This is a genomic window from Pseudomonas sp. M5, assembly GCF_016907075.1.
GTDB lineage: Bacteria > Pseudomonadota > Gammaproteobacteria > Pseudomonadales > Pseudomonadaceae > Aquipseudomonas > Aquipseudomonas putida_E.
Genome location: NZ_JAFBBH010000001.1, coordinates 2,851,544 through 2,870,166 on the forward strand (window position 1 = coordinate 2,851,544; position 18,623 = coordinate 2,870,166).

General features: G+C 63.3%; 14 protein-coding genes and 2 pseudogenes. 8 read left to right on the forward strand and 8 right to left on the reverse strand.

Annotation, left to right across the window (positions count from 1 at the left end; all coding sequences use genetic code 11):
• Positions 1-244 precede the first annotated feature (244 nt).
• The 3 genes from JOE27_RS13025 to JOE27_RS13035 all read left to right on the forward strand — a co-directional run bounded on the left by JOE27_RS13025 (position 245) and on the right by JOE27_RS13035 (position 3,360).
• Positions 245-733 (forward strand): DUF3015 domain-containing protein, encoded by a 489-nt coding sequence (locus JOE27_RS13025; protein WP_012316307.1) that lies wholly within the window; start codon positions 245-247, stop codon positions 731-733.
• 74 nt (positions 734-807) lie between these two features.
• A complete protein-coding gene (locus tag JOE27_RS13030; protein WP_046784596.1) occupies positions 808-2,661 on the forward strand; it encodes a DUF4105 domain-containing protein in 1,854 nt (617 codons plus the stop codon).
• 201 nt (positions 2,662-2,862) lie between these two features.
• A complete protein-coding gene (locus JOE27_RS13035) occupies positions 2,863-3,360 on the forward strand; it encodes a GreA/GreB family elongation factor (RefSeq protein WP_119687790.1) in 498 nt (165 codons plus the stop codon).
• A gap of 36 nt (positions 3,361-3,396) precedes the next feature.
• On the opposite strand, the gene gdhA is transcribed toward JOE27_RS13035, so the two are convergent.
• The 3 genes from gdhA to JOE27_RS13050 form a co-directional block, all read right to left on the reverse strand.
• Positions 3,397-4,737: an NADP-specific glutamate dehydrogenase gene (gdhA, locus tag JOE27_RS13040; protein WP_046784598.1), complete on the reverse strand. Its 1,341-nt coding sequence runs from the start codon at positions 4,735-4,737 to the stop codon at positions 3,397-3,399.
• A gap of 244 nt (positions 4,738-4,981) precedes the next feature.
• Positions 4,982-6,649 (reverse strand): energy-dependent translational throttle protein EttA, encoded by a 1,668-nt coding sequence (gene ettA, locus JOE27_RS13045; RefSeq protein ID WP_012316311.1) that lies wholly within the window; start codon positions 6,647-6,649, stop codon positions 4,982-4,984.
• Positions 6,650-6,855: 206 nt separating this feature from the next.
• On the reverse strand, positions 6,856-7,254 hold the full coding sequence (locus JOE27_RS13050) for a hypothetical protein (RefSeq protein WP_046784618.1): 399 nt from the start codon (positions 7,252-7,254) through the stop codon (positions 6,856-6,858).
• 258 nt (positions 7,255-7,512) lie between these two features.
• Here JOE27_RS13050 and JOE27_RS13055 point away from each other — a divergent pair, with 258 nt between their 5' ends.
• From JOE27_RS13055 to JOE27_RS13065, 3 genes are all read left to right on the forward strand, one after another.
• Positions 7,513-11,343 carry a GGDEF and EAL domain-containing protein gene (locus JOE27_RS13055; protein ID WP_204918907.1) on the forward strand — a complete coding sequence of 1,277 codons (3,831 nt, stop codon included), beginning with the start codon at positions 7,513-7,515 and terminating at the stop codon, positions 11,341-11,343.
• A gap of 195 nt (positions 11,344-11,538) precedes the next feature.
• Positions 11,539-12,792 (forward strand): serine hydroxymethyltransferase, encoded by a 1,254-nt coding sequence (gene glyA, locus JOE27_RS13060; protein ID WP_012316314.1) that lies wholly within the window; start codon positions 11,539-11,541, stop codon positions 12,790-12,792.
• A gap of 163 nt (positions 12,793-12,955) precedes the next feature.
• Entirely contained in the window at positions 12,956-13,912 is a 957-nt protein-coding gene (locus JOE27_RS13065; protein WP_204918909.1) for a bile acid:sodium symporter, read from the forward strand.
• A 136-nt stretch (positions 13,913-14,048) separates the two neighbouring features.
• On the opposite strand, the gene JOE27_RS13070 is transcribed toward JOE27_RS13065, so the two are convergent.
• From JOE27_RS13070 to JOE27_RS13085, 4 genes and pseudogenes are all read right to left on the reverse strand, one after another.
• Positions 14,049-14,291 (reverse strand): hypothetical protein, encoded by a 243-nt coding sequence (locus JOE27_RS13070; RefSeq protein ID WP_204918911.1) that lies wholly within the window; start codon positions 14,289-14,291, stop codon positions 14,049-14,051.
• A 488-nt stretch (positions 14,292-14,779) separates the two neighbouring features.
• Positions 14,780-15,004 (reverse strand): annotated as a pseudogene (locus JOE27_RS24985) (XRE family transcriptional regulator); the annotation flags it as partial.
• A gap of 30 nt (positions 15,005-15,034) precedes the next feature.
• Positions 15,035-15,232: pseudogene (locus JOE27_RS24990) on the reverse strand (LysR family transcriptional regulator); the annotation flags it as partial.
• A 25-nt stretch (positions 15,233-15,257) separates the two neighbouring features.
• Positions 15,258-15,764, reverse strand: a complete 507-nt coding sequence (locus JOE27_RS13085; RefSeq protein ID WP_012316321.1) for a MarR family transcriptional regulator — start codon at positions 15,762-15,764, stop codon at positions 15,258-15,260.
• Positions 15,765-15,889: 125 nt separating this feature from the next.
• Between JOE27_RS13085 and JOE27_RS13090 the strand changes: the two genes are divergently transcribed.
• Complete coding sequence (locus JOE27_RS13090; protein WP_012316322.1) at positions 15,890-16,702, forward strand: alpha/beta hydrolase; 813 nt, start codon at positions 15,890-15,892, stop codon at positions 16,700-16,702.
• Complete coding sequence (locus JOE27_RS13095; protein WP_204918913.1) at positions 16,695-17,867, forward strand: MFS transporter; 1,173 nt, start codon at positions 16,695-16,697, stop codon at positions 17,865-17,867. The genes JOE27_RS13090 and JOE27_RS13095 overlap by 8 nt, the downstream gene beginning before the upstream one ends.
• Before the next feature lie 154 nt (positions 17,868-18,021).
• Here the strand turns inward: JOE27_RS13095 and JOE27_RS13100 are convergent, their stop codons facing one another.
• A complete protein-coding gene (locus JOE27_RS13100; RefSeq protein WP_012316324.1) occupies positions 18,022-18,243 on the reverse strand; it encodes a hypothetical protein in 222 nt (73 codons plus the stop codon).
• Positions 18,244-18,623: the final 380 nt, after the last annotated feature.

Below are 18,623 nucleotides of genomic sequence, written 5' to 3' on the forward strand. Positions count from 1 at the left end.
CCTTACTTCGGCGGGGCAGATACGCAGCATTCTGGCGCTGCCCGCGCGCGCCTTGCAAGGCTCAGCGGGACTTTATGTCGCAGTATCGATTAGCGACTCAAGCAAATTTTTCGCAATCAACGACGCAACCTTTAGATCGTGCCTAAACTCCAAGCTGCGCGGGTGGGTGAAAAGCTTTCCCGACCTGGCAACCGAGTTGCCAGCAACCCTGACCCTTGGTTAAGACAAATAGAGAACAAATGCTATGAAACGGATTCTTCTGGGTACTCTGTTCACCGTAGTCTCACTCAATGCCATGGCCGAAGCGCCAGGCGGCCCGAACTGCGGCTGGGGCAACATGCTGTTCGAAGGCCAGCGCGGCACGCCGGCTCACTTCCTGGCATCCACCACCAACGGTACGTCCGGTAACGCCACCTTCGGCATGACCTCCGGCACCAACGGCTGCTCCACCAAGGCCTCGCTGACCTATGGCGGCAAGTCCTGGTTCGCCATGAATGGCATGATGAACGAACTGTCCGAAGACATGGCCATGGGCCAGGGCGAAGCACTCACCACCTACGCGGTGGTACTGGGTGTGGCGCCGGAAGACCGCGGCTACTTCAACTCGGTCACCCACCAGCACTTCAACCAGATCTTCAGCAGCGCTGACGTGAATGCCGAAACTGTCCACAGCAACACCCTGGCCGTTCTGAAGAACGACCCACGCCTGGCCAAGTACGCTACCGAGGCCTAAGCGCAGCTGCTCCCGCCCCGCTCGGGGCGGGTTTTCGCCTTTTTATCGGCATCGTTAAGAAGTAGTTGCCCGACATGCTCAAACGCCTCGCTTACCTGGCGCTGTGTGCCTGCGCCCCTGTTCATGCCGCGCCTGCGCTGGATGAAGGCCGTCTCCAGCAACTGGCCAATACCCCCTACTGGATTGCCCTGGGCCATTACGAAACCGCCAAGCTCGGCGGCTGGCGCAGCTATGTAGACGACCGCAAATTCTTCCTCGCCGAGGACGGTGCGCACCACCCGGACCAGGAACTGCGGGCTACGGTGCAAGCGCTGTATGCCCCGGCCAGCCTGGGCGACAAGCATGCCCAATGCGTGTTCCCCGCACGCACCCGCTGGCTGACCGAGCAACTGGGCCTGCAAGGTTTGCCGCAGCCGGACTGCCAGGAGTTCAAGGCCTGGTACAAATCGGTCGACCCGCACAGCGCGGCACTGATCTTCCCGGCGGCCTACCTGAACAGCCCGTCATCGATGTTCGGCCATACCCTGCTGCGCATCGACCAGTCCAACACGCGCAGCGACGACACCACGCTGCTGAGTTACGCCATCAACTTCGGCGCCTATATCGAAGGTAGCGACAACAGCATCCTATACGCCTGGAAGGGCCTGATGGGCGGCTATCCCGGGCTGTTTGCCCTGATGCCCTACCAGGAAAAACTGTCGGAATACCGCAGCCTGGAAAACCGCGACCTGTGGGAGTACCAGCTGGACCTCACGCCGGAAGAAACCGGGCGCATGGTCGAGCATGTGTGGGAACTCAAGCAGGTCCAGTTCGATTACTTCTTCTTCGACGAAAACTGCTCCTACCGCCTGCTGGAACTGCTGCAGGTGGCGCGGCCGAGCCTGGACCTGACCTCGCAGTTCCCGCTGACCGCGATCCCCACCGACACGGTCAAGGCCGTGAAACAGTCGGGCATGGTCGCCAGCGAGACCTACCGGCCCTCGCGTGAACGGGAGTTGTTGGCCCGGGCCGAACCGCTGGACCTCGATGAGAAGCGCCAGGTGCTGGCCGTCAGTGCCGACACTGCGCAGTTGCAGAGCCCGGCATTCACCGCCCTGCCCCGCGAGCGCCAGGCCTTGGTGCAGGATGCCGCCTACCGCCTGGAACGTTACCGAGCCAACGGCCAGGAGCGCGACCCCGGCCAGGCACGGCGCAGCTTCGAGCTGTTGCGGGCGATCAACCGCAACCCGCCACCGCCCCTGCAAATTGAACGCCCCGGCCTGCCCGAGGACGGGCACGACTCACGCACCTGGCAGCTAGGCGTCGGCACCCGGGAAGACCGCGCCTATGCCGAATACGGGCTGCGCATGGCGTATCACGACCTGAACGACAATGCCTACGGCTTCCCGCTCGGCGCGCAGATCGAGATCCTGCAGCTCAAAGTGCGCCAGTACGAAGGCAACGACTGGCAAGTGCAACGCCTGGACTTGGCCACCATTCGCTCGCTGACCCCTCGCAACGAACTGCTCAAGCCTTGGTCGTGGCAGGTCGCCGGTGGCCTGGAGCGGGTGCCGGGCAAGCATGACGACGAAGTGCTGGTGAGCCATGTCAACGGCGGTGCCGGCGGCACCTGGCAGTTGGCCGATGGGCTGCTGGGCTTTGCCTTGGGCACGGTGCGGGTCGAGCACCATAACGACTTCGCCCAGTTCATCGCCCCGGCGGCGGGGTTCAATGGCGGGCTGCTGTGGCGCAACGGGCTGGGCAACATGACACTGGAAGCCAAAGGCGATTACTTCACCAATGGCGAAGTGCGGCGCAGTGTGAGCCTGAACCAGCAGTGGGAGATCAGCCAGAACCTGGGGCTGAGGCTGAGTGCCTCACGGGAGTTCAGCCACCTGGCTACTGCCCAGAATGAGGTGATGCTGGAGCTGAAGTGGTATCACTACTGACGCGCCCTGCTCTTCGTAGGAGGGGCCTTGTGTCGCGAAAGGGGCGCGCAGCGGCCCCAAGGCCTATGGCGTGGCAAGTAATGCCGGGGCCGCTGCGCAGCCCTTTCGCGACACAAGGCCGCTCCTACGACGGCCGCATCAAGGCCGGCGAGTGTGAACCCACCGGCTCTTTCACGCTGTTTTGAGCAAAAGGAGGTCCCTATGAGCCGCGCATTCGTCAACGAGGACCAAGCCGCCGCCCAGGCCGACCAGCCGGTGGAGCGGCACGTCAGCGACCAGCCCAACTACGTCACCACCAATGGCCTGCGCCAGCTGCAGCAGCGCGTGGCCGAACTCAATGCCTTGCGTGCCGAGCTGCAGGCCCTGGGCGAACAGGGCGACAAGCAACGCCTGGCCGATGCCGAGCGTGACTTGCGTTATTTCAGCGCCAGGGTGCAGAGCGCGCAGGTGGTGCCAGCTGCCACCTCGACCAGCAAGGTGCAGATTGGCAGCCGGGTGCGGTTTGCCGATGAGCAGGGGCAGGAACAGACCGTGCAACTGGTTGGGGAGGATGAAGCCGATGCCAGCCGGGGGCTGATCAATTGGGGGTCGCCATTGGGGCGGGCATTGCTGGGCGCAGGGCCTGGGGATGAAGTGATTTGGCGGCGGCCGGCGGGGGACCAGGTGATCGAGGTGATGGGTATCGTGGGTGAGGCCTGAAACAAAGGGGCCGCTGCGCGGCCCCAATCTTTCGAATCAGACCACGCCCTGGGCCAGCATGGCGTCCGCGACTTTGACGAAGCCGGCGATATTGGCGCCTTTCACGTAGTTGATCTTGCCATCGGCCTCTTCACCGTAGTGCACGCAAGCATGGTGGATCGACTGCATGATGTGGTGCAGCTTGCTGTCCACTTCACCGGCGGTCCACAGCAGGCGCATGGCGTTCTGTGACATCTCCAGGCCCGAAACGGCCACGCCGCCGGCGTTGGATGCCTTGCCCGGTGCGTACAGGATGCCAGCCTCCAGGAAGATATCCACAGCCTCCAGCGTGGTCGGCATGTTGGCACCTTCCGCTACGCAGATGCAGCCATTGCGCAGCAGGGTGCGGGCGTCTTCGCTGCCCAGTTCGTTCTGCGTGGCACACGGCAGGGCGATGTCGCACGGCAGGCTCCATGGCGTCTGCCCCTTGCGGAACTCCAGGCCGAACTGATCGGCCAGTTCGCTGATGCGGCCACGCTTGACGTTCTTCAGCGCCATCACGGCGTCCCACTGGGCGTCGGTCAGGCCGGCTTCGGCGTAAAGGGTGCCTTCGGAGTCGGACAGCGAGATCACCTTGCCGCCCAGGTCCATGACCTTGCGCGCAGCGTACTGGGCAACGTTGCCGGAACCGGAAATTGCCACCCGACGACCGTCGATGCGCAGGCCCTGACGCTTGAGCATTTCTTCGGCGAAGTACACACAGCCATAGCCGGTGGCTTCAGGGCGGATCAGGCTGCCGCCGTAGGTCATGCCCTTGCCGGTCAGCACCGAAGTGAACTGGTTGGCCAGGCGCTTGTATTGGCCGAACATGAAGCCGATCTCGCGGGCGCCCACCCCGATATCACCGGCAGGCACGTCCAGGTCGGCGCCGATGTGGCGGTACAGCTCGCTCATGAAGGCCTGGCAGAAGCGCATCACTTCGGCGTCGCTCTTGCCCTTGGGGTCGAAGTCCGAGCCGCCCTTGCCGCCGCCCATGGGCAACGAGGTGAGGGAGTTCTTGAATACCTGCTCGAAGGCCAGGAACTTGAGCACACCCAGGTTTACCGAGGGGTGGAAACGCAGGCCGCCCTTGTAGGGGCCGATGGCACTGCTCATCTGGATGCGGTAGCCGCGGTTGACCTGAACCTTGCCTTGGTCATCGACCCACGACACGCGGAACAGCACCGCGCGCTCGGGTTCGACCATGCGCTCGAGAATGCCGGCCTGCAGGTAGTGTGGGTTGGCTTCGAGGAACGGCCAAAGGCTGCGCAGCACTTCTTCCACCGCCTGGTGGAATTCGGGCTGGGCCGGGTCGCGCTGCTTCAGGCGCTCGAGGAAATGGTCGACAGATTCGATCATGGGTAGACATCTCACCAAGAGGGATTGGACTTATTGGTTTTTTCTGGAATGTACCAAGAAGCAATCGCACTGGAATAGGGCGAAATGTCGTTTTTATGAAATTATTTGGTGCGTTTTATATAAGTGTATACAAAACAAGGTGCCTTCCGATGGCCGATCAGCCCGCCTGGCGGGACAGGCCACTTCATGCCAGGCACAAAAATGGGGCCCCTGAGGGCCCCATTCTTGTGCATCGGAAACCGGCTTACTGGGCCAGCTTCTTGTGCCGTACCCGGTGCGGCTGGGCAGCGGCGTCGCCCAGGCGCTTCTTGCGGTCGGCTTCGTACTCGGTGTAGTTACCTTCGAAGAACACCACGTTCGAGTCGTCTTCGTACGCCAGGATGTGGGTAGCCACACGGTCCAGGAACCAACGGTCGTGGGAAATCACGATCGCGGCGCCCGGGAAGTCCAGCAGGGCTTCCTCCAGCGAACGCAGGGTTTCGACGTCCAGGTCGTTGGACGGTTCGTCGAGCAGCAGCACGTTGCCGCCCTCTTTCAGGGTCAGGGCCAGGTGCAGACGGCCACGTTCACCACCGGAGAGGTCCTTGACGAACTTCTGCTGGTCGCCGCCCTTGAAGTTGAACCGGCCAACGTAGGTGCGCGACGGGATCTCGTAGTTGCCGATGCGGATCATGTCGGAGCCATCGGAGATCTGCTGGAACACGGTCTTGGCACCGTCCAGGTCTTCGCGGCTCTGGTCCACACAGGCCAGTTGCACGGTTTCGCCGATCTCGATGCTGCCCGAGTCCGGCTGTTCCTTGCCCATCAGCATGCGGAACAGGGTCGACTTACCGGCACCGTTACCACCGATCACGCCGACGATGGCACCTTTAGGCATGGCGAACGACAGGTTGTCGATCAGCACGCGGTCGCCATAGCCTTTGGAGACGTTCTTGAACTCGATGACCTTGTCGCCCAGGCGCGGGCCAGCCGGGATGTAGATCTCGTTGGTTTCGCTGCGCTTCTGGAATTCCTGCGACTGCATCTCTTCAAAGCGCTGCAGACGGGCCTTGGATTTGGACTGGCGGGCCTTGGCGCCTTTGCGCACCCACTCCAGTTCCTCTTTCATGGCCTTCTCGTGGGCGCTCTGCTGCTTGGATTCCTGCGCCAGACGGTCCGACTTGGCCTCCAGCCAGCCCGAGTAGTTGCCTTCGTATGGGATGCCGGCGCCGCGGTCCAGTTCGAGGATCCAGCCTGCGACGTTATCGAGGAAGTAACGGTCGTGGGTAATCGCTACCACGGTGCCCGGGAAGTCGTGCAGGAAGCGCTCCAGCCAGGCCACCGAGTCGGCGTCCAGGTGGTTGGTGGGTTCGTCGAGCAGCAGCATGTCGGGTGCCGACAGCAGCAGACGGCACAGGGCCACACGGCGCTTCTCACCACCGGACAGGTGTTCGATGCGGGCATCCCAGGCCGGCAGGCGCAGGGCGTCGGCGGCGACGTCGAGCTGGCGCTCGAGGTTGTGGCCGTCGGCAGCCTGCAGGATGGATTCGAGCTTGGCCTGCTCGGCGGCCAGCTTGTCGAAGTCGGCGTCGGGTTCGGCGTAGGCAGCGTAGACCTCGTCCAGGCGGGCCTGGGCGTCCTTGATCACGCTGACCGCTTCTTCGACCACTTCGCGTACGGTCTTGCTCGGGTCCAGCTGCGGCTCCTGGGGCAGGTAGCCGACGTTGATGTCGGGCATCGGACGGGCTTCGCCGTCGAATTCCTTGTCGACGCCCGCCATGATCCGCAGCAGGGTCGATTTACCCGCGCCGTTCAGGCCGAGTACGCCGATCTTGGCGCCCGGGAAGAACGACAGGGAAATGTTCTTGAGAATTTCCCGCTTCGGCGGCACGACCTTGCTCAGCCGATGCATGGTGTAGACGTATTGAGCCAAAACCAAGCCCTCTAATCAGATAGGTAAAGACATCGACGATCGCCCCGGCCAGGTGGCCAGGCGGATGTGTTTACGGGGTGTCATTGAACAAAGTCGACCATTCTACGCCAACGCGCCGCGTTGCACAGGGTGGTCGGATGGTGGGGTCAACAGGGCCGCTGTGCGGCCCATTGGCGGCGGTGAGGCCGGTGCTGGCCCCACACAGATCAGACGTGACGCTGCTTTGCCTTGCCCCGCGGCAACCGGCAACGGTCGCCCTGCCCGGCCAGGCGCGCGGCCCAGGCAGATTTCACGCTGAAACCACCCTGGCGGGCAGGCTGCTCGGCAGCCTTGGCCGGCTTGGCGGCAGGTTTGTTCACGGCCTTGCTGGCCGGTTTCACTGCAGCCTCAGCCCCAGCTTCGACCGGGGCTACTGCCGCCTTGGCGGTCTTGCGCAGCTCGGCCAGCGACGGCGCCTTGGCTTTCGAGGCCGAGGCCTCAGGTTTGACCAGCGAACGCTGGCACGACTTGCAGGATACATCCTCGGTCACGGCAGTGCTGACAAGGGTCTGACTGCTGCGCCCACAGGCGGAATCGAGGCCATTGGTGGAAAAGTGAGTAACCAAAACCGAACATCTCCGATGCGTTGTCATTGAAGCGGGCGGCATTCTCGCACAGCAAGCAAGGCATTGCCGAACGGGCAGGTTTCATCGCGACCATCGGCACCCGATAGCAGGGCTGGCACTTTGCCATAATGACAGGCATGCTAGCCCGTTTCGGGTATACGGCCTTATAGTGCGCAACCGCGGTGCGGTCGCCCAGGCACCGGCATACACCGTGCATATCAATCCCTGCCGTCGCCAGCCCAATAGCAGGACCAAGGTTTGACCAATCTCAATCATCCGTCCTCGCCGCGCACTGTCACGCCGGCCCCAGCCGCTCCGGTGCGCGGCTCGGTCAAAGGTGCGCTGGCCCTGCTGGCTTTGCTGCTGCTGGGTTTGCTGCTTTGGCAACTGTTCTCGCAGTTCCGCCACACCCAGGCCGAGCAGCGCCAGCAGCACCTGGACGCAAGCGTCGAACTGGCAGACCACTTGGGCCTGAACATGGCGCTCAAGGCCCAGCAGGCGCTGAATGTGGTGCAGCCGTATGTCAAAGCGCCTTCGCCTGCCGCCTTGCCCAGCCTGCTCGACACGCTGCGCGAGCGCCTGCCAAACCTGCGCGACCTGGCCTGGCTGGACCACAGTGGGCGGCTACAGAGCGACAGCCTGGCCGGCAGCCCCGACCGCCCGCTGATTGACGAGCTGTTCGGCTTGAACCAGGGCCGGCCTTACTTCTTCGCCAACTCGGCGGACAACCGCACCGTCTACCTGCTGTTGCGCCAGGCCACCGAGCAGGGTCGCGGCTACTGGCTGCTGCGCCTGTCCAACGATTTTTACCGCACCCTGACCCAGCACCTGAACGGCCCCGGGCACCCCCTGTGGCTGCTGGAGAACAGCCGCAGCGGCGAGGTGCTGGAACGCCACGCCCCAGCGCAGACCAGCGACCAGCCGCTGCAAAGCGTGATGCTGGTCTTCATCGACAACAGTGTCTGGCAGCTGCGGGGCCTGTTCGATGCCGGCCTTGCCCAGCAGAAACTGTTGCCGGCACTGCTGGGCAAGTGCCTGCTGGCGCTGTTCTGTGCCCTGCTGCCGGTACTGGCGCTGATCAACATGCGCCGCCGCCAGCGCGCCCTGCAGGAGGACCGCCGGCGCTACCAGGAAATCTTCGAGGGCACCGGCGTAGCCCTGTGCGTGCTCGACCTCTCCAGCCTGCCCGGCCAGCTTGACCGCTACCACCTGCGCAACCTCGCCGCGCTCAAGCAGAGCCTGGCACTCGACTCCAGCCTGCGCCGCTCGCTGCTGCTGGAGCTGAAGATCACCGAAATCAACCAAGTGGCGCGCCAACTGCTCAACGTCGACTGCCACGCAGGCGCCTGGCAACGGCTGATCGACGGCAGCGGCGACGGCCGGGACAGCGTCGGCATGCAACTGATCGATGCGCTGATCGAGCAGCGCCCGCTGCTGGAACTGGAAGTGCGCCTGCCCGCCCCCCTGGGCGGTGAGCTGCACCTGTGGCTGATGGCGCGGCTGCCGGAACAGCGCCGCGACTACCAGGCGGTGATCCTGAGCATCAGCGACATCACCAGCCGCAAGCAGGTGGAGCTGTCGCTGCTGGAGCGCGAAAGCTTCTGGTCGGACGTGGTGCGTACCGTGCCCGACCAGTTGTACGTGCAGGACGTGCTCAGCCAGCGGATGATCTTCAGCAACCGCCACCTCGGCCAGACCCTGGGCTACGACCGCACCGAGCTTGCGCAGATGGGCGACCGCTTCTGGGAGCTGCTGCTGCACCCCGAGGATGCGGCGCACTACCAGGCCCTGCGCCAGCAGCAACGCGCCAACGGCCACGGCCAGTCACTGCATTGCCAGCTGCGCTTCCGCCACCGCGACGGCGGCTGGCGCTGCTACGACATCCGTGAGCAAGTGCTGACCCGCGACAGCGATGGCCAGGTTACCCGCATCATCGGTGTGGGCAAGGACGTCACCGTGCAAATCGAGGCCAGCCAGTCGCTACGCGACAGCGAGCAGCGCTACCGCATGCTCGCCGAAAGCATCAGCGACGTGATCTTCTCCACCGACAGCAAGCTGCAGCTCAACTACGTCAGCCCCTCGGTGCAGGCAGTGCTGGGCTACAACACCGACTGGATCTTTGAAAACGGCTGGCAGTCGATTGTCGCCAACCCGTCCCAGCTCACCGGCATCTACAGCCTGATGGAACGGGTCAGCAAGGCCATGGGCGACCGGGAACAGCTGGCACAACTGCGCCAGCACCTGCCCAACCAGCTGTTTTTGTTCGACTGCCTGCGCGCCGATGGCCGCAAGATCCCTATCGAGCTGCGCCTGGTGCTGGTGTGGGACGACCGCGAGCGCTTCGAGGGTGTGCTGGGCGTGGGCCGCGACATCAGCCAGCAACGCCGTGCGGAAAAAGACCTGCGCATGGCCGCCACGGTCTTCGAACACTCAACCTCGGCCATCCTCATCACCGACCCGGCCGGCTACATCGTGCAGGCCAACGAAGCGTTCAGCCGGGTCAGCGGATATTCGGTCAGCGATGTGCTCGACCAGCTGCCAAGCATGCTGACGGTCGACGACCAGCAGGAGGGCCACCTGCGCTACGTACTCAAACAGCTGCACCTGCGCGGCAGCTGGGAAGGCGAAGTGTGGCTCAAGCGCCGCAGTGGCGAACACTACCCGGCCTGGGTCGGTATAACCGCGGTGCTCGATGACGAGGGCGACCTGGCCAGCTACGTGTGTTTCTTCACTGACATCAGCGAGCGCAAGGCCAGCGAACAGCGCATTCATCGCCTGGCCTATTACGATGCCCTGACCCACCTGCCCAACCGCACGCTGTTCCAGGACCGCCTGCACACTGCCCTGCAACAAGCTGAGCGGCAGAAGTCGTGGGTGGTACTGATGTTCCTCGACCTGGACCGTTTCAAGCCGATCAACGACTCCCTGGGCCACGCTGCGGGCGATCGCATGCTCAAGGATATGGCCCTGCGCCTGCTGGCCTGTGTCGACGATGACGACACCGTGGCGCGCATGGGCGGTGATGAGTTCACCCTGCTGCTGCAATCGCGCGCCACCCGCGAAATGGCGCTCAACCGCGCCATCCATGTGGCCGAGAACATCCTCGCCAGCCTGGTGCGGCCATTCGTGCTCGAAGGCCGCGAGTTCTTCGTCACCGCCAGTATCGGCATCGCCCTCAGCCCGCAGGACGGCGGCGAACTGAGCCAACTGATGAAGAACGCCGACACCGCCATGTACCACGCCAAGGAGCGCGGCAAGAACAACTTCCAGTTCTACCAGGCCGAGATGAACGCCAGCGCCCTGGAGCGCCTGGAGCTGGAAAGCGACCTGCGCCATGCCCTGGAGCAGAACGAATTCATCCTCTACTACCAACCGCAGTTCAGCGGCGACGGCAAGCGCCTGACCGGTGCCGAGGCGCTGCTGCGCTGGCGCCACCCCACGCGCGGCCTGGTGCCACCGGGCGACTTCATCCCGGTGATCGAGGAGCTGGGACTAGTGGTGGATGTCGGCGACTGGGTGCTGCGCGAGGCCAGCCGCCAGCTCAAGGCCTGGCACAAGGCCAAGGTGCGCGTGCCGAAGGTGTCAGTGAACATCTCGGCCCGGCAGTTCTCCGACGGCCAGCTGGGCAAGCGCATCGCCACCGTGCTCGAAGAAACCGGCCTGCCGCCTGCGTGCCTGGAGCTGGAGCTGACCGAAAGCATCCTGATGCGCGATGTGAACGAAGCGATGCAGATACTCGACAGCCTGAAGGTGCTGGGCCTGAGCATTGCGGTGGACGACTTCGGCACCGGCTACTCGTCGCTCAACTACCTCAAGCAGTTCCCCATCGACGTGCTGAAGATCGACCGCACCTTCGTCGACGGCCTGCCCGAGGGCGAGCAGGACGCGCAGATTGCCCGGGCGATCATCGCCATGGCGCACAGCCTGAACCTGGCGGTGATCGCCGAGGGCGTCGAAACCCACGAGCAGCTGGAGTTCCTGCGTGAGCATGGCTGTGACGAGGTGCAAGGCTACCTGTTCGGGCGGCCGATGCCGGCCAGCCAGTTCGAGGCGCAGTTCAGCAACGAGACGCTGTTCATGTTCCAGTGATCCGGTGCCCGCCGGCGCGGCCCTGACCTGTTCAAACCGGACTTCAAAGTCAACTCCCGCCCCCATCCAGCCCAGGCAGGGCGCGGGATGCAACATGAAAGCCATTGGTCCGCGACTTGATGCCACTTCATATGCCAGGCGCGAATCAATCGGTTAGAATGCCCCCCCAATTCAGCCCGATCCTTGAGGACCGTTATGTTCAGCCGTGATTTGACCATTGCCAAGTACGACGCCGAGCTCTTCGAAGCCATGCAGCAAGAAGCTCTGCGCCAGGAAGAGCATATCGAGCTGATCGCTTCGGAAAACTACACCAGCCCAGCCGTCATGGAAGCCCAGGGTTCGGTCCTGACCAACAAGTACGCCGAAGGCTACCCGGGCAAGCGTTACTACGGTGGTTGCGAGTACGTCGACGTGGTCGAGCAACTGGCCATCGACCGCGCCAAGGAGCTGTTCGGTGCCGACTACGCCAACGTTCAGCCGCACGCCGGCTCCCAGGCCAACGCCGCTGTCTACCTGGCCCTGCTGTCGGCCGGTGACACCATCCTGGGCATGAGCCTGGCCCACGGTGGCCACCTGACCCACGGTGCTTCGGTAAGCTCCTCGGGCAAGCTGTACAACGCCATCCAGTACGGCATCGATGCCAACGGCCTGATCGACTACGACGAAGTCGAGCGCCTGGCCGTCGAGCACAAGCCGAAAATGATCGTTGCCGGCTTCTCGGCCTACTCGCAGGTCCTGGACTTCCCGCGCTTCCGCGCCATCGCCGACAAAGTAGGTGCCTACCTGTTCGTCGACATGGCCCACGTTGCCGGCCTGGTTGCCGCTGGCGTGTACCCGAACCCGGTGCCGTTCGCCGACGTGGTCACCACCACCACCCACAAGACCCTGCGCGGCCCGCGTGGCGGCCTGATCCTGGCCCGTGCCAACGCCGACATCGAGAAGAAGCTGAACTCCGCCGTCTTCCCGGGCGCCCAGGGCGGCCCGCTGGAGCACGTCATCGCGGCCAAGGCCATCTGCTTCAAGGAAGCCCTGCAGCCTGAGTTCAAGGCTTACCAGCAGCAGGTGGTGAAGAACGCCCAGGCCATGGCCAGCGTGTTCATCGAGCGTGGTTTCGACGTCGTTTCCGGCGGCACCCAGAACCACCTGTTCCTGCTGTCGCTGATCAAGCAGGAAATCTCCGGTAAGGATGCTGACGCCGCCCTGGGCAAAGCCTTCATCACCGTCAACAAGAACTCGGTACCTAACGACCCACGTTCGCCGTTCGTGACCTCGGGCCTGCGTTTCGGCACCCCGGCCGTCACCACCCGCGGCTTCAAAGAAGCCGAGTGTAAAGAACTGGCCGGCTGGATCTGCGACATCCTCGCCGACCTGAACAACGACGCCGTCATCGACGCCGTACGTGAAAAGGTCAAGGCCATCTGCAAGAAGCTGCCGGTGTACGGCAACTGATTGGCGATAGCCTGATGTGAAAAGCCCGGCCCTTGTGCCGGGCTTTTTCATGCCTGCGGGCAAGCCTTGCCATTGCAAGCCACAACAAGCGGGCGACCACAATTGCGGCGCAGCGTATTACCCTGTGCACCCTCACGCCCACCGCGAACGCCAGGACGCCGCCTTGACCAGAGAGCAACTCGAAACCCATCAGATTGCGTTGTATTTCGCCGCCGTGCTCGCCGCCGCTGCCTTCGGCCTGCTGGCCACCGACACCGCGCGCCACCTGGAAGCACTGGTCACCCCGGCAATCGCCGTGCTGATGTACGCGATGTTCCTGCAAATCCCCTTCCTCGACCTGCGCCAAGGCCTGGGCAACCGCCGCTTCATGGCCGCGCTGCTGCTGGCCAACTTCATCTTCGTCCCGTTACTGGTGTGGGCCGCCACCCGAGGCTTGGTCGAGCACCCGGCCATCCTCATAGGCGCCCTGCTGGTGCTGCTGACGCCCTGCATCGACTACGTGGTGGTGTTCACCCACATCGGCAAAGGCGACTCGCGCCTCACCCTCGCCGCCACCCCCGTGCTGTTGCTGGTGCAACTGGTGCTGTTGCCGGTGTACCTGGCGGTGATGCTGGGTGACAGCAGCGAAGTGGCGATTTCCATCACGCCATTCGTGGAGGCGTTCGTGCTGCTGATTGTGCTGCCGCTGATCCTGGCGGTGCTCACCTCGGCCGGAGCACGCCGGTCACGTAGCGTTTCTGTGTGGAATCAGGCCTGGGCGTGGATGCCGGTGCCGGCGATGGCACTGGTGCTCGTGGCAGTGATCGGCTCGCAGATTGCCGTGGTAGTGCGCGATTTCGACCGCCTGCTGCCGGTGATCCCGGTGTACATCGGCTTCATGCTGCTGGCGCCGGTGCTCGGGTTTGCCTCGGCGCGGCTGTTCCAGTTGCCGGTGGAAGAAGTACGCTCGGCGACCTTCAGCGCCGCGACACGCAACTCCCTGGTGGTGTTGCCCCTGGCGCTGGCGCTGCCGGAGGACATACGTGGGCTGGCGGCCGCGGCGGTGATCACCCAGACGATGGTGGAGTTGGTCAGTGAGTTGATTTACGTGCGAGTGGTACCAGCACTAATTCGAGCCTGATACCCGCACCCCCCTGTAGGAGCGGCCTTGTGTCGCGAAAGGGCTGCAAAGCAGCCCCAAAATCCCACAGGCAAATTACTGAACTGCTAACCGCCCTGGTTAACGGTTCAGTAACTTGCCGTTTATACAACCTACCTCACCGACTTCCCTTCCCCGCCTCGCCAGCTTCGCCCTGCAAAAGGCTCGTTTTCGCACACTGCTCACTGGCCAACTGGCTGATGATCCGTATTGCTTGGTGGATACCTGCGGTGTTCCGGAAGCTCAAGTGAGAGTTGTGTTCACACTCGAGCATCTCGTCATGCTGCACCAGGGCCTCGCCGAGCAGTTCGAGGGTCCAGGCGTAGCTCTGGATTGTGGACAAGCGTTCTTGGTCAGTCATGGGGCACCTGCTTGGGTGCGCTGTGCGGACGTGATGGGTCGTAGATGGGGTAGAACCGGTGGGGTTCGGGAGCCGGCGAAGGGCGACGGCGGCGGAGAACGAATGCGAGGATCAGTAACGGATTTCGGGTGGTCATGCATGAGTTCCTTTCGTTGTGGAACTGCCACCGCTCGCGGCCAAGCAAGTTAAGGTGGCAGCAGTACGCGGGTTGGCCGACCGGGACGAAAGGAGCCCGGCACACCCGAAGGTGTCCCGCGCACCACCGCCAAAACACGACATCGCGGGCACAAAAAAAGCGCCTGCGATGAAGACTGAGCGCTGATGCGCCTTTCGAATCCGACCGGCCAAGGTCGCATCACCGATGCTTCGGCGACTGAGGCAATTTATCCCCATGCCACCGCTTTCGCAAGTGCCTTCGGCCAGCAGTACGTCAGGCTGCCCCGCTTATAGCTACGCAAACGTGACCCGATTTGCATCCCACATCAATCTTACTTTTCCTGACTGCTTTTCCGTGCCCGTGGCGATGCTGGCCTCGACACTGCCTTCTTCGCTTTGGCTGCCGCAGGGCTTTACCCTCGCTTGGGTCCGGCCACCACGTAGGAGCTGGCCAGCGGCACGGCCACAGCGATTGGCGCACCAGCCTTCAACTGGCCGACATTGTTGCCGACGACCGTTGCGATGGGCTTGTCTTTGGCAGTCATCACCATACGCAGGTAGGGCGCGATTTTCTCGGCCTTGGTGGTGGGCAGCAGCACGCCCTGGGAAGAAGCGAACAACGTGTCATCGAAGCAGCCACGCAGGCGCTTGAGGCAATAACTGACGGTGGGCTGGCTGACGCTCATCAACTCGGCGGTGCGCTTGGCGCTGCGCAACTCGAGCAGGTTGAGAAACACCACGATGTCCTGCAGATCCAACTGCTTGAGGTAGTTGCTGTGCAGCATGAAAATTCCTCCTGAATTTTCCAGTTCATTGGCTGGGCGCCCCTTCGCCAGGCAGACACGCGAGCATCTGCTTCAACAGCTGCGCAAACCCTGCGCGCTGTTTCGCACTCAAAGGGGCCAGTACCAGCTCCTGAATCTCAGTATGTGTAAGCAGAGCCTTCTCAATCAACACCTTACCTGCCGCGGTCAGTGCAACCTGGTAGCTGCGCTTGTCGTGATCGTCGGCAATACGTTCGACCATGCCGGCGCTTTCCAGCCGGGCCAGCCGGTTGGTCATCGCCCCGGATGTGATCAGCAGCGAGCGGTAAAGCTCGGTTGGCGTCAGGCGGTACGGCGCCCCTGCCCTTCGCAGCGTCGCCAGCACATCGAACTCGCCTTCCTTGAAGCCGTACTGTGCCAGCGCTTCGGCACGCATGCGCTCCAGATGTTTCTGGATGCGCGCCATGCGCCCGAAAATCTCCATGGATGTGACGTCCACCGAGGGCATCGCCTGCGCCCACTGCGCGACGACGAAATCCACATGATCGTTCATAGCTCCCCTTCACCGGGCAATTGATCAATTGTTAACCCGCGCAAACTCCTGAACTCCGACGCCTTTAAACTATCTTAACGTTAAGTTATCTTGCTGACGATACGACTGAAGGATCAGGAGAACACATGGCATTTTTCATACACGGACCGCATCGGCACTACTACTACGACTCAGGCGCTGGCAGCCCGGTGCTGCTGCTGCATGGCCTGGGCAACAGCGGGCGTGCCTGGGCGCCCCAGGCCAGTGCACTGCTCAGCCTGGGCCACCGCGTTATCGTATCCGACCTGCTGGGCCACGGCGCGTCCAGCGAAGCGCCCGAAGGTATCACGGCCCATGCCCAGGCACTGGAAATGCTGGCACTGCTCGACCACCTGGGGCTGGAAAGCACCCACCTGATCGGCCTCTCCCTGGGCGGCATGGTGGCGCTCGAAATGGCCTGCCATGCACCTGAGGCCGTACAGCAACTGGTGGTCGCCGGCACATTCGCCAGCATGAACAGCACGTACCGCCAGGGGTTGCTGAACGACTGGGCCGCAAACCTTGCGCAAGCGGACGGCTGCCTGAAGCGGTTCAAGGCCACCTGGCCGGCGTTGGTTGGCGCTGATTATGCCGCCTCGGCCGAAGGCCAATGCCTGTACCAGGCCTGGCACGCCCAGGCCGCTCAACTGTCAGCGCAAAGCCAGATCCGCTGGTGCAATGGCATGAAGCGCTACGACCTGAGCAATCAATTGCCAGCAATCCAAGCGGCAACCCTGGTGCTCGCCGCCGAAGGCGACCTCATCAGCCCACGCTCGGAAGCCGAAGACATCACCCAACGTATCGACCACGCCCGCCAGATCACCCTGCCGGGTGACGGCCACGTATTCAACATTCCGTACGCCCAAGCCTTCAACCAGGCGATATGCACCTTCCTGCAGGAGCCACTCCAACATGCGTGATCTGCCAAGCAAAGCGTGCATCGGCCTACTGGCCATGCTGATCGGTTTGAACCTACGCCCCATCATGGCGGCCATCGGCCCCTTGCTCGGCACCCTGCAACAAGACCTGGGCCTGAGCAACGCCCAAGGCGGCCTGCTGACCACCCTGCCAGTGATGATGATGGGGTTGTTCGCGCTGTCCGGCCCCTGGCTGCTGCGCCTGGTAGGTGAAGTGCGAGGTGTGGCGATGGGTATCACGCTGATCGTCATCAGCTGCGCCGCACGGGCGTATATCACGTCCGGCACGGCGCTGATCGCAACAGCCGCGTTGGGCGGAGTCCGCATTGCGGTCATCCAGGCTTTGATGCCCGCGTTCATCAAGCGCAGCCACCCGCAAAGCGCCGGCATGCTGATGGGGCTGTTCACCACCGGCATCATGGGTGGCGCCGCGCTGGCCGCTGCCTTTGCGGCGCCGGGTGCCAGCACCTTTGGCTGGCAACTGACGTTGGGGGTTGCAGCCTTGCCGGCGCTGGTCGGCTTGATCGCCTGGTTGCTTGCCGCCGGCAGCGACCCCGGTAGCCACAGCGATGCCACCTTGCCGTACCGCAGCGGGCGAGCCTGGTTGCTGTTGTTGTTCTTCGGCATTGGCACGGGTGCCTACACCCTGGTACTGGCCTGGTTGCCGCCGTTCTATGTTGAATTGGGCTGGACGGCCACCCAGGCGGGTTACCTGCTTGGCGCCCTCACCGTCACCGAGGTCATCGCCGGCCTACTGGTTTCAGCCCTCATTCACCGCTACCCAGACCGCAGACAGCCGCTGACCGTGGTGATACTGCTATTGCTTGCCGGCCTGGCCTGCCTGATGCTCGCCCCCGTGCAGCTCGCGGTGGTGGCCACCCTGTGCCTGGGGCTTGGCATCGGCGCATTGTTCCCGCTGTCGCTCATCGTCACCCTCGACCACACCCACTCGCCAACCGAAGCCGGCGCCTTGCTGGCGTTCGTACAGGGCGGTGGCTACCTGATCGCAGCGACCATGCCACTGATTGCCGGCATCGTCCGTGACCAGCTCAGTTCGTTGCACTGGGCCTGGGGGATAATGGCCATCGGTGCGGTGTTGTTGCTGGGGTTGAGCACGCTGTTGCGACCGAAGGCCGTGCAGTTGCCGGGGGCGGTGCGCGAAGCGTGAGCGGGTGAGGTTTCAATCGAAGGGCACCCTGTGTGGGCGGGCCTCCGGTACGAACCGGAGGCCGCGTTCGCGGTTCAAGGCAGGGACGGTTTACAGGCTAAAACGCGTGATCAGGTGGTACCTGAACGTGCCCTGTAACCGGATGTGCCCCTCCTTAGCAGGCTTCGCCCTTCAACAGGCTCACTTTCGCGCACTGCTCACTGGCCAACTGGCTGATGATCCGTATCGCCTGGTGGATACCTGCGGTGTTCCGGAAGCTCAAGTGAGGGTTGTGTTCACACTCGAGCATCTCGTCATGCTGCACCAGGGCTTCGCCGAGCAGTTCGAGGGTCCAGGCGTAGCTCTGGATTGTGGACAAGCGTTCCTGGTCAGTCATGGGGCACCTGCTTGGGTGCGCTGTGCGGACGGGATGGGTCGTAGATGGGGTAGAAACGGTGGGGTTCGGGAGCCGGCGAAGGGCGACGGCGGCGGAGAACGAATGCGAGGATCCTGGATAGACTTACGGTGAGCATGCATGAGGTCCTTTTCGTTTGGAGCACCACGCTGACCGTCGCCAAACGATTAGGGTGGCAGCTGTACGCAGGTTGGCGAACCGAGGAAAAGGAACCCGGCAGACCCGAGGGTCTCCCACGCACAGCCGCCATTACACGAGACAGCGGACGCAAAAAAAGCGCCTGCAATCGTGATCGGGGCGCCGTTGCGCCTTTTCATACGGGTCGCCAAACCCGGTCGCACAATTGGTTGCGACCCGATGAA

What these genes read in the sequence shown, in the direction of transcription:
- JOE27_RS13025 (WP_012316307.1), top strand. Translation starts at nt 245, where the DNA reads ATGAAACGGATTCTTCTGGGTACTCTGTTCACCGTAGTCTCACTCAAT.
- JOE27_RS13030 (WP_046784596.1), top strand. Translation starts at nt 808, where the DNA reads ATGCTCAAACGCCTCGCTTACCTGGCGCTGTGTGCCTGCGCCCCTGTT.
- JOE27_RS13035 (WP_119687790.1), top strand. Translation starts at nt 2,863, where the DNA reads ATGAGCCGCGCATTCGTCAACGAGGACCAAGCCGCCGCCCAGGCCGAC.
- gdhA (WP_046784598.1), bottom strand. Translation starts at nt 4,737, where the DNA reads ATGATCGAATCTGTCGACCATTTCCTCGAGCGCCTGAAGCAGCGCGAC.
- glyA (WP_012316314.1), top strand. Translation starts at nt 11,539, where the DNA reads ATGTTCAGCCGTGATTTGACCATTGCCAAGTACGACGCCGAGCTCTTC.
- JOE27_RS13070 (WP_204918911.1), bottom strand. Translation starts at nt 14,291, where the DNA reads ATGACTGACCAAGAACGCTTGTCCACAATCCAGAGCTACGCCTGGACC.
- JOE27_RS13085 (WP_012316321.1), bottom strand. Translation starts at nt 15,764, where the DNA reads ATGAACGATCATGTGGATTTCGTCGTCGCGCAGTGGGCGCAGGCGATG.
- JOE27_RS13090 (WP_012316322.1), top strand. Translation starts at nt 15,890, where the DNA reads ATGGCATTTTTCATACACGGACCGCATCGGCACTACTACTACGACTCA.
- JOE27_RS13095 (WP_204918913.1), top strand. Translation starts at nt 16,695, where the DNA reads ATGCGTGATCTGCCAAGCAAAGCGTGCATCGGCCTACTGGCCATGCTG.
- JOE27_RS13100 (WP_012316324.1), bottom strand. Translation starts at nt 18,243, where the DNA reads ATGACTGACCAGGAACGCTTGTCCACAATCCAGAGCTACGCCTGGACC.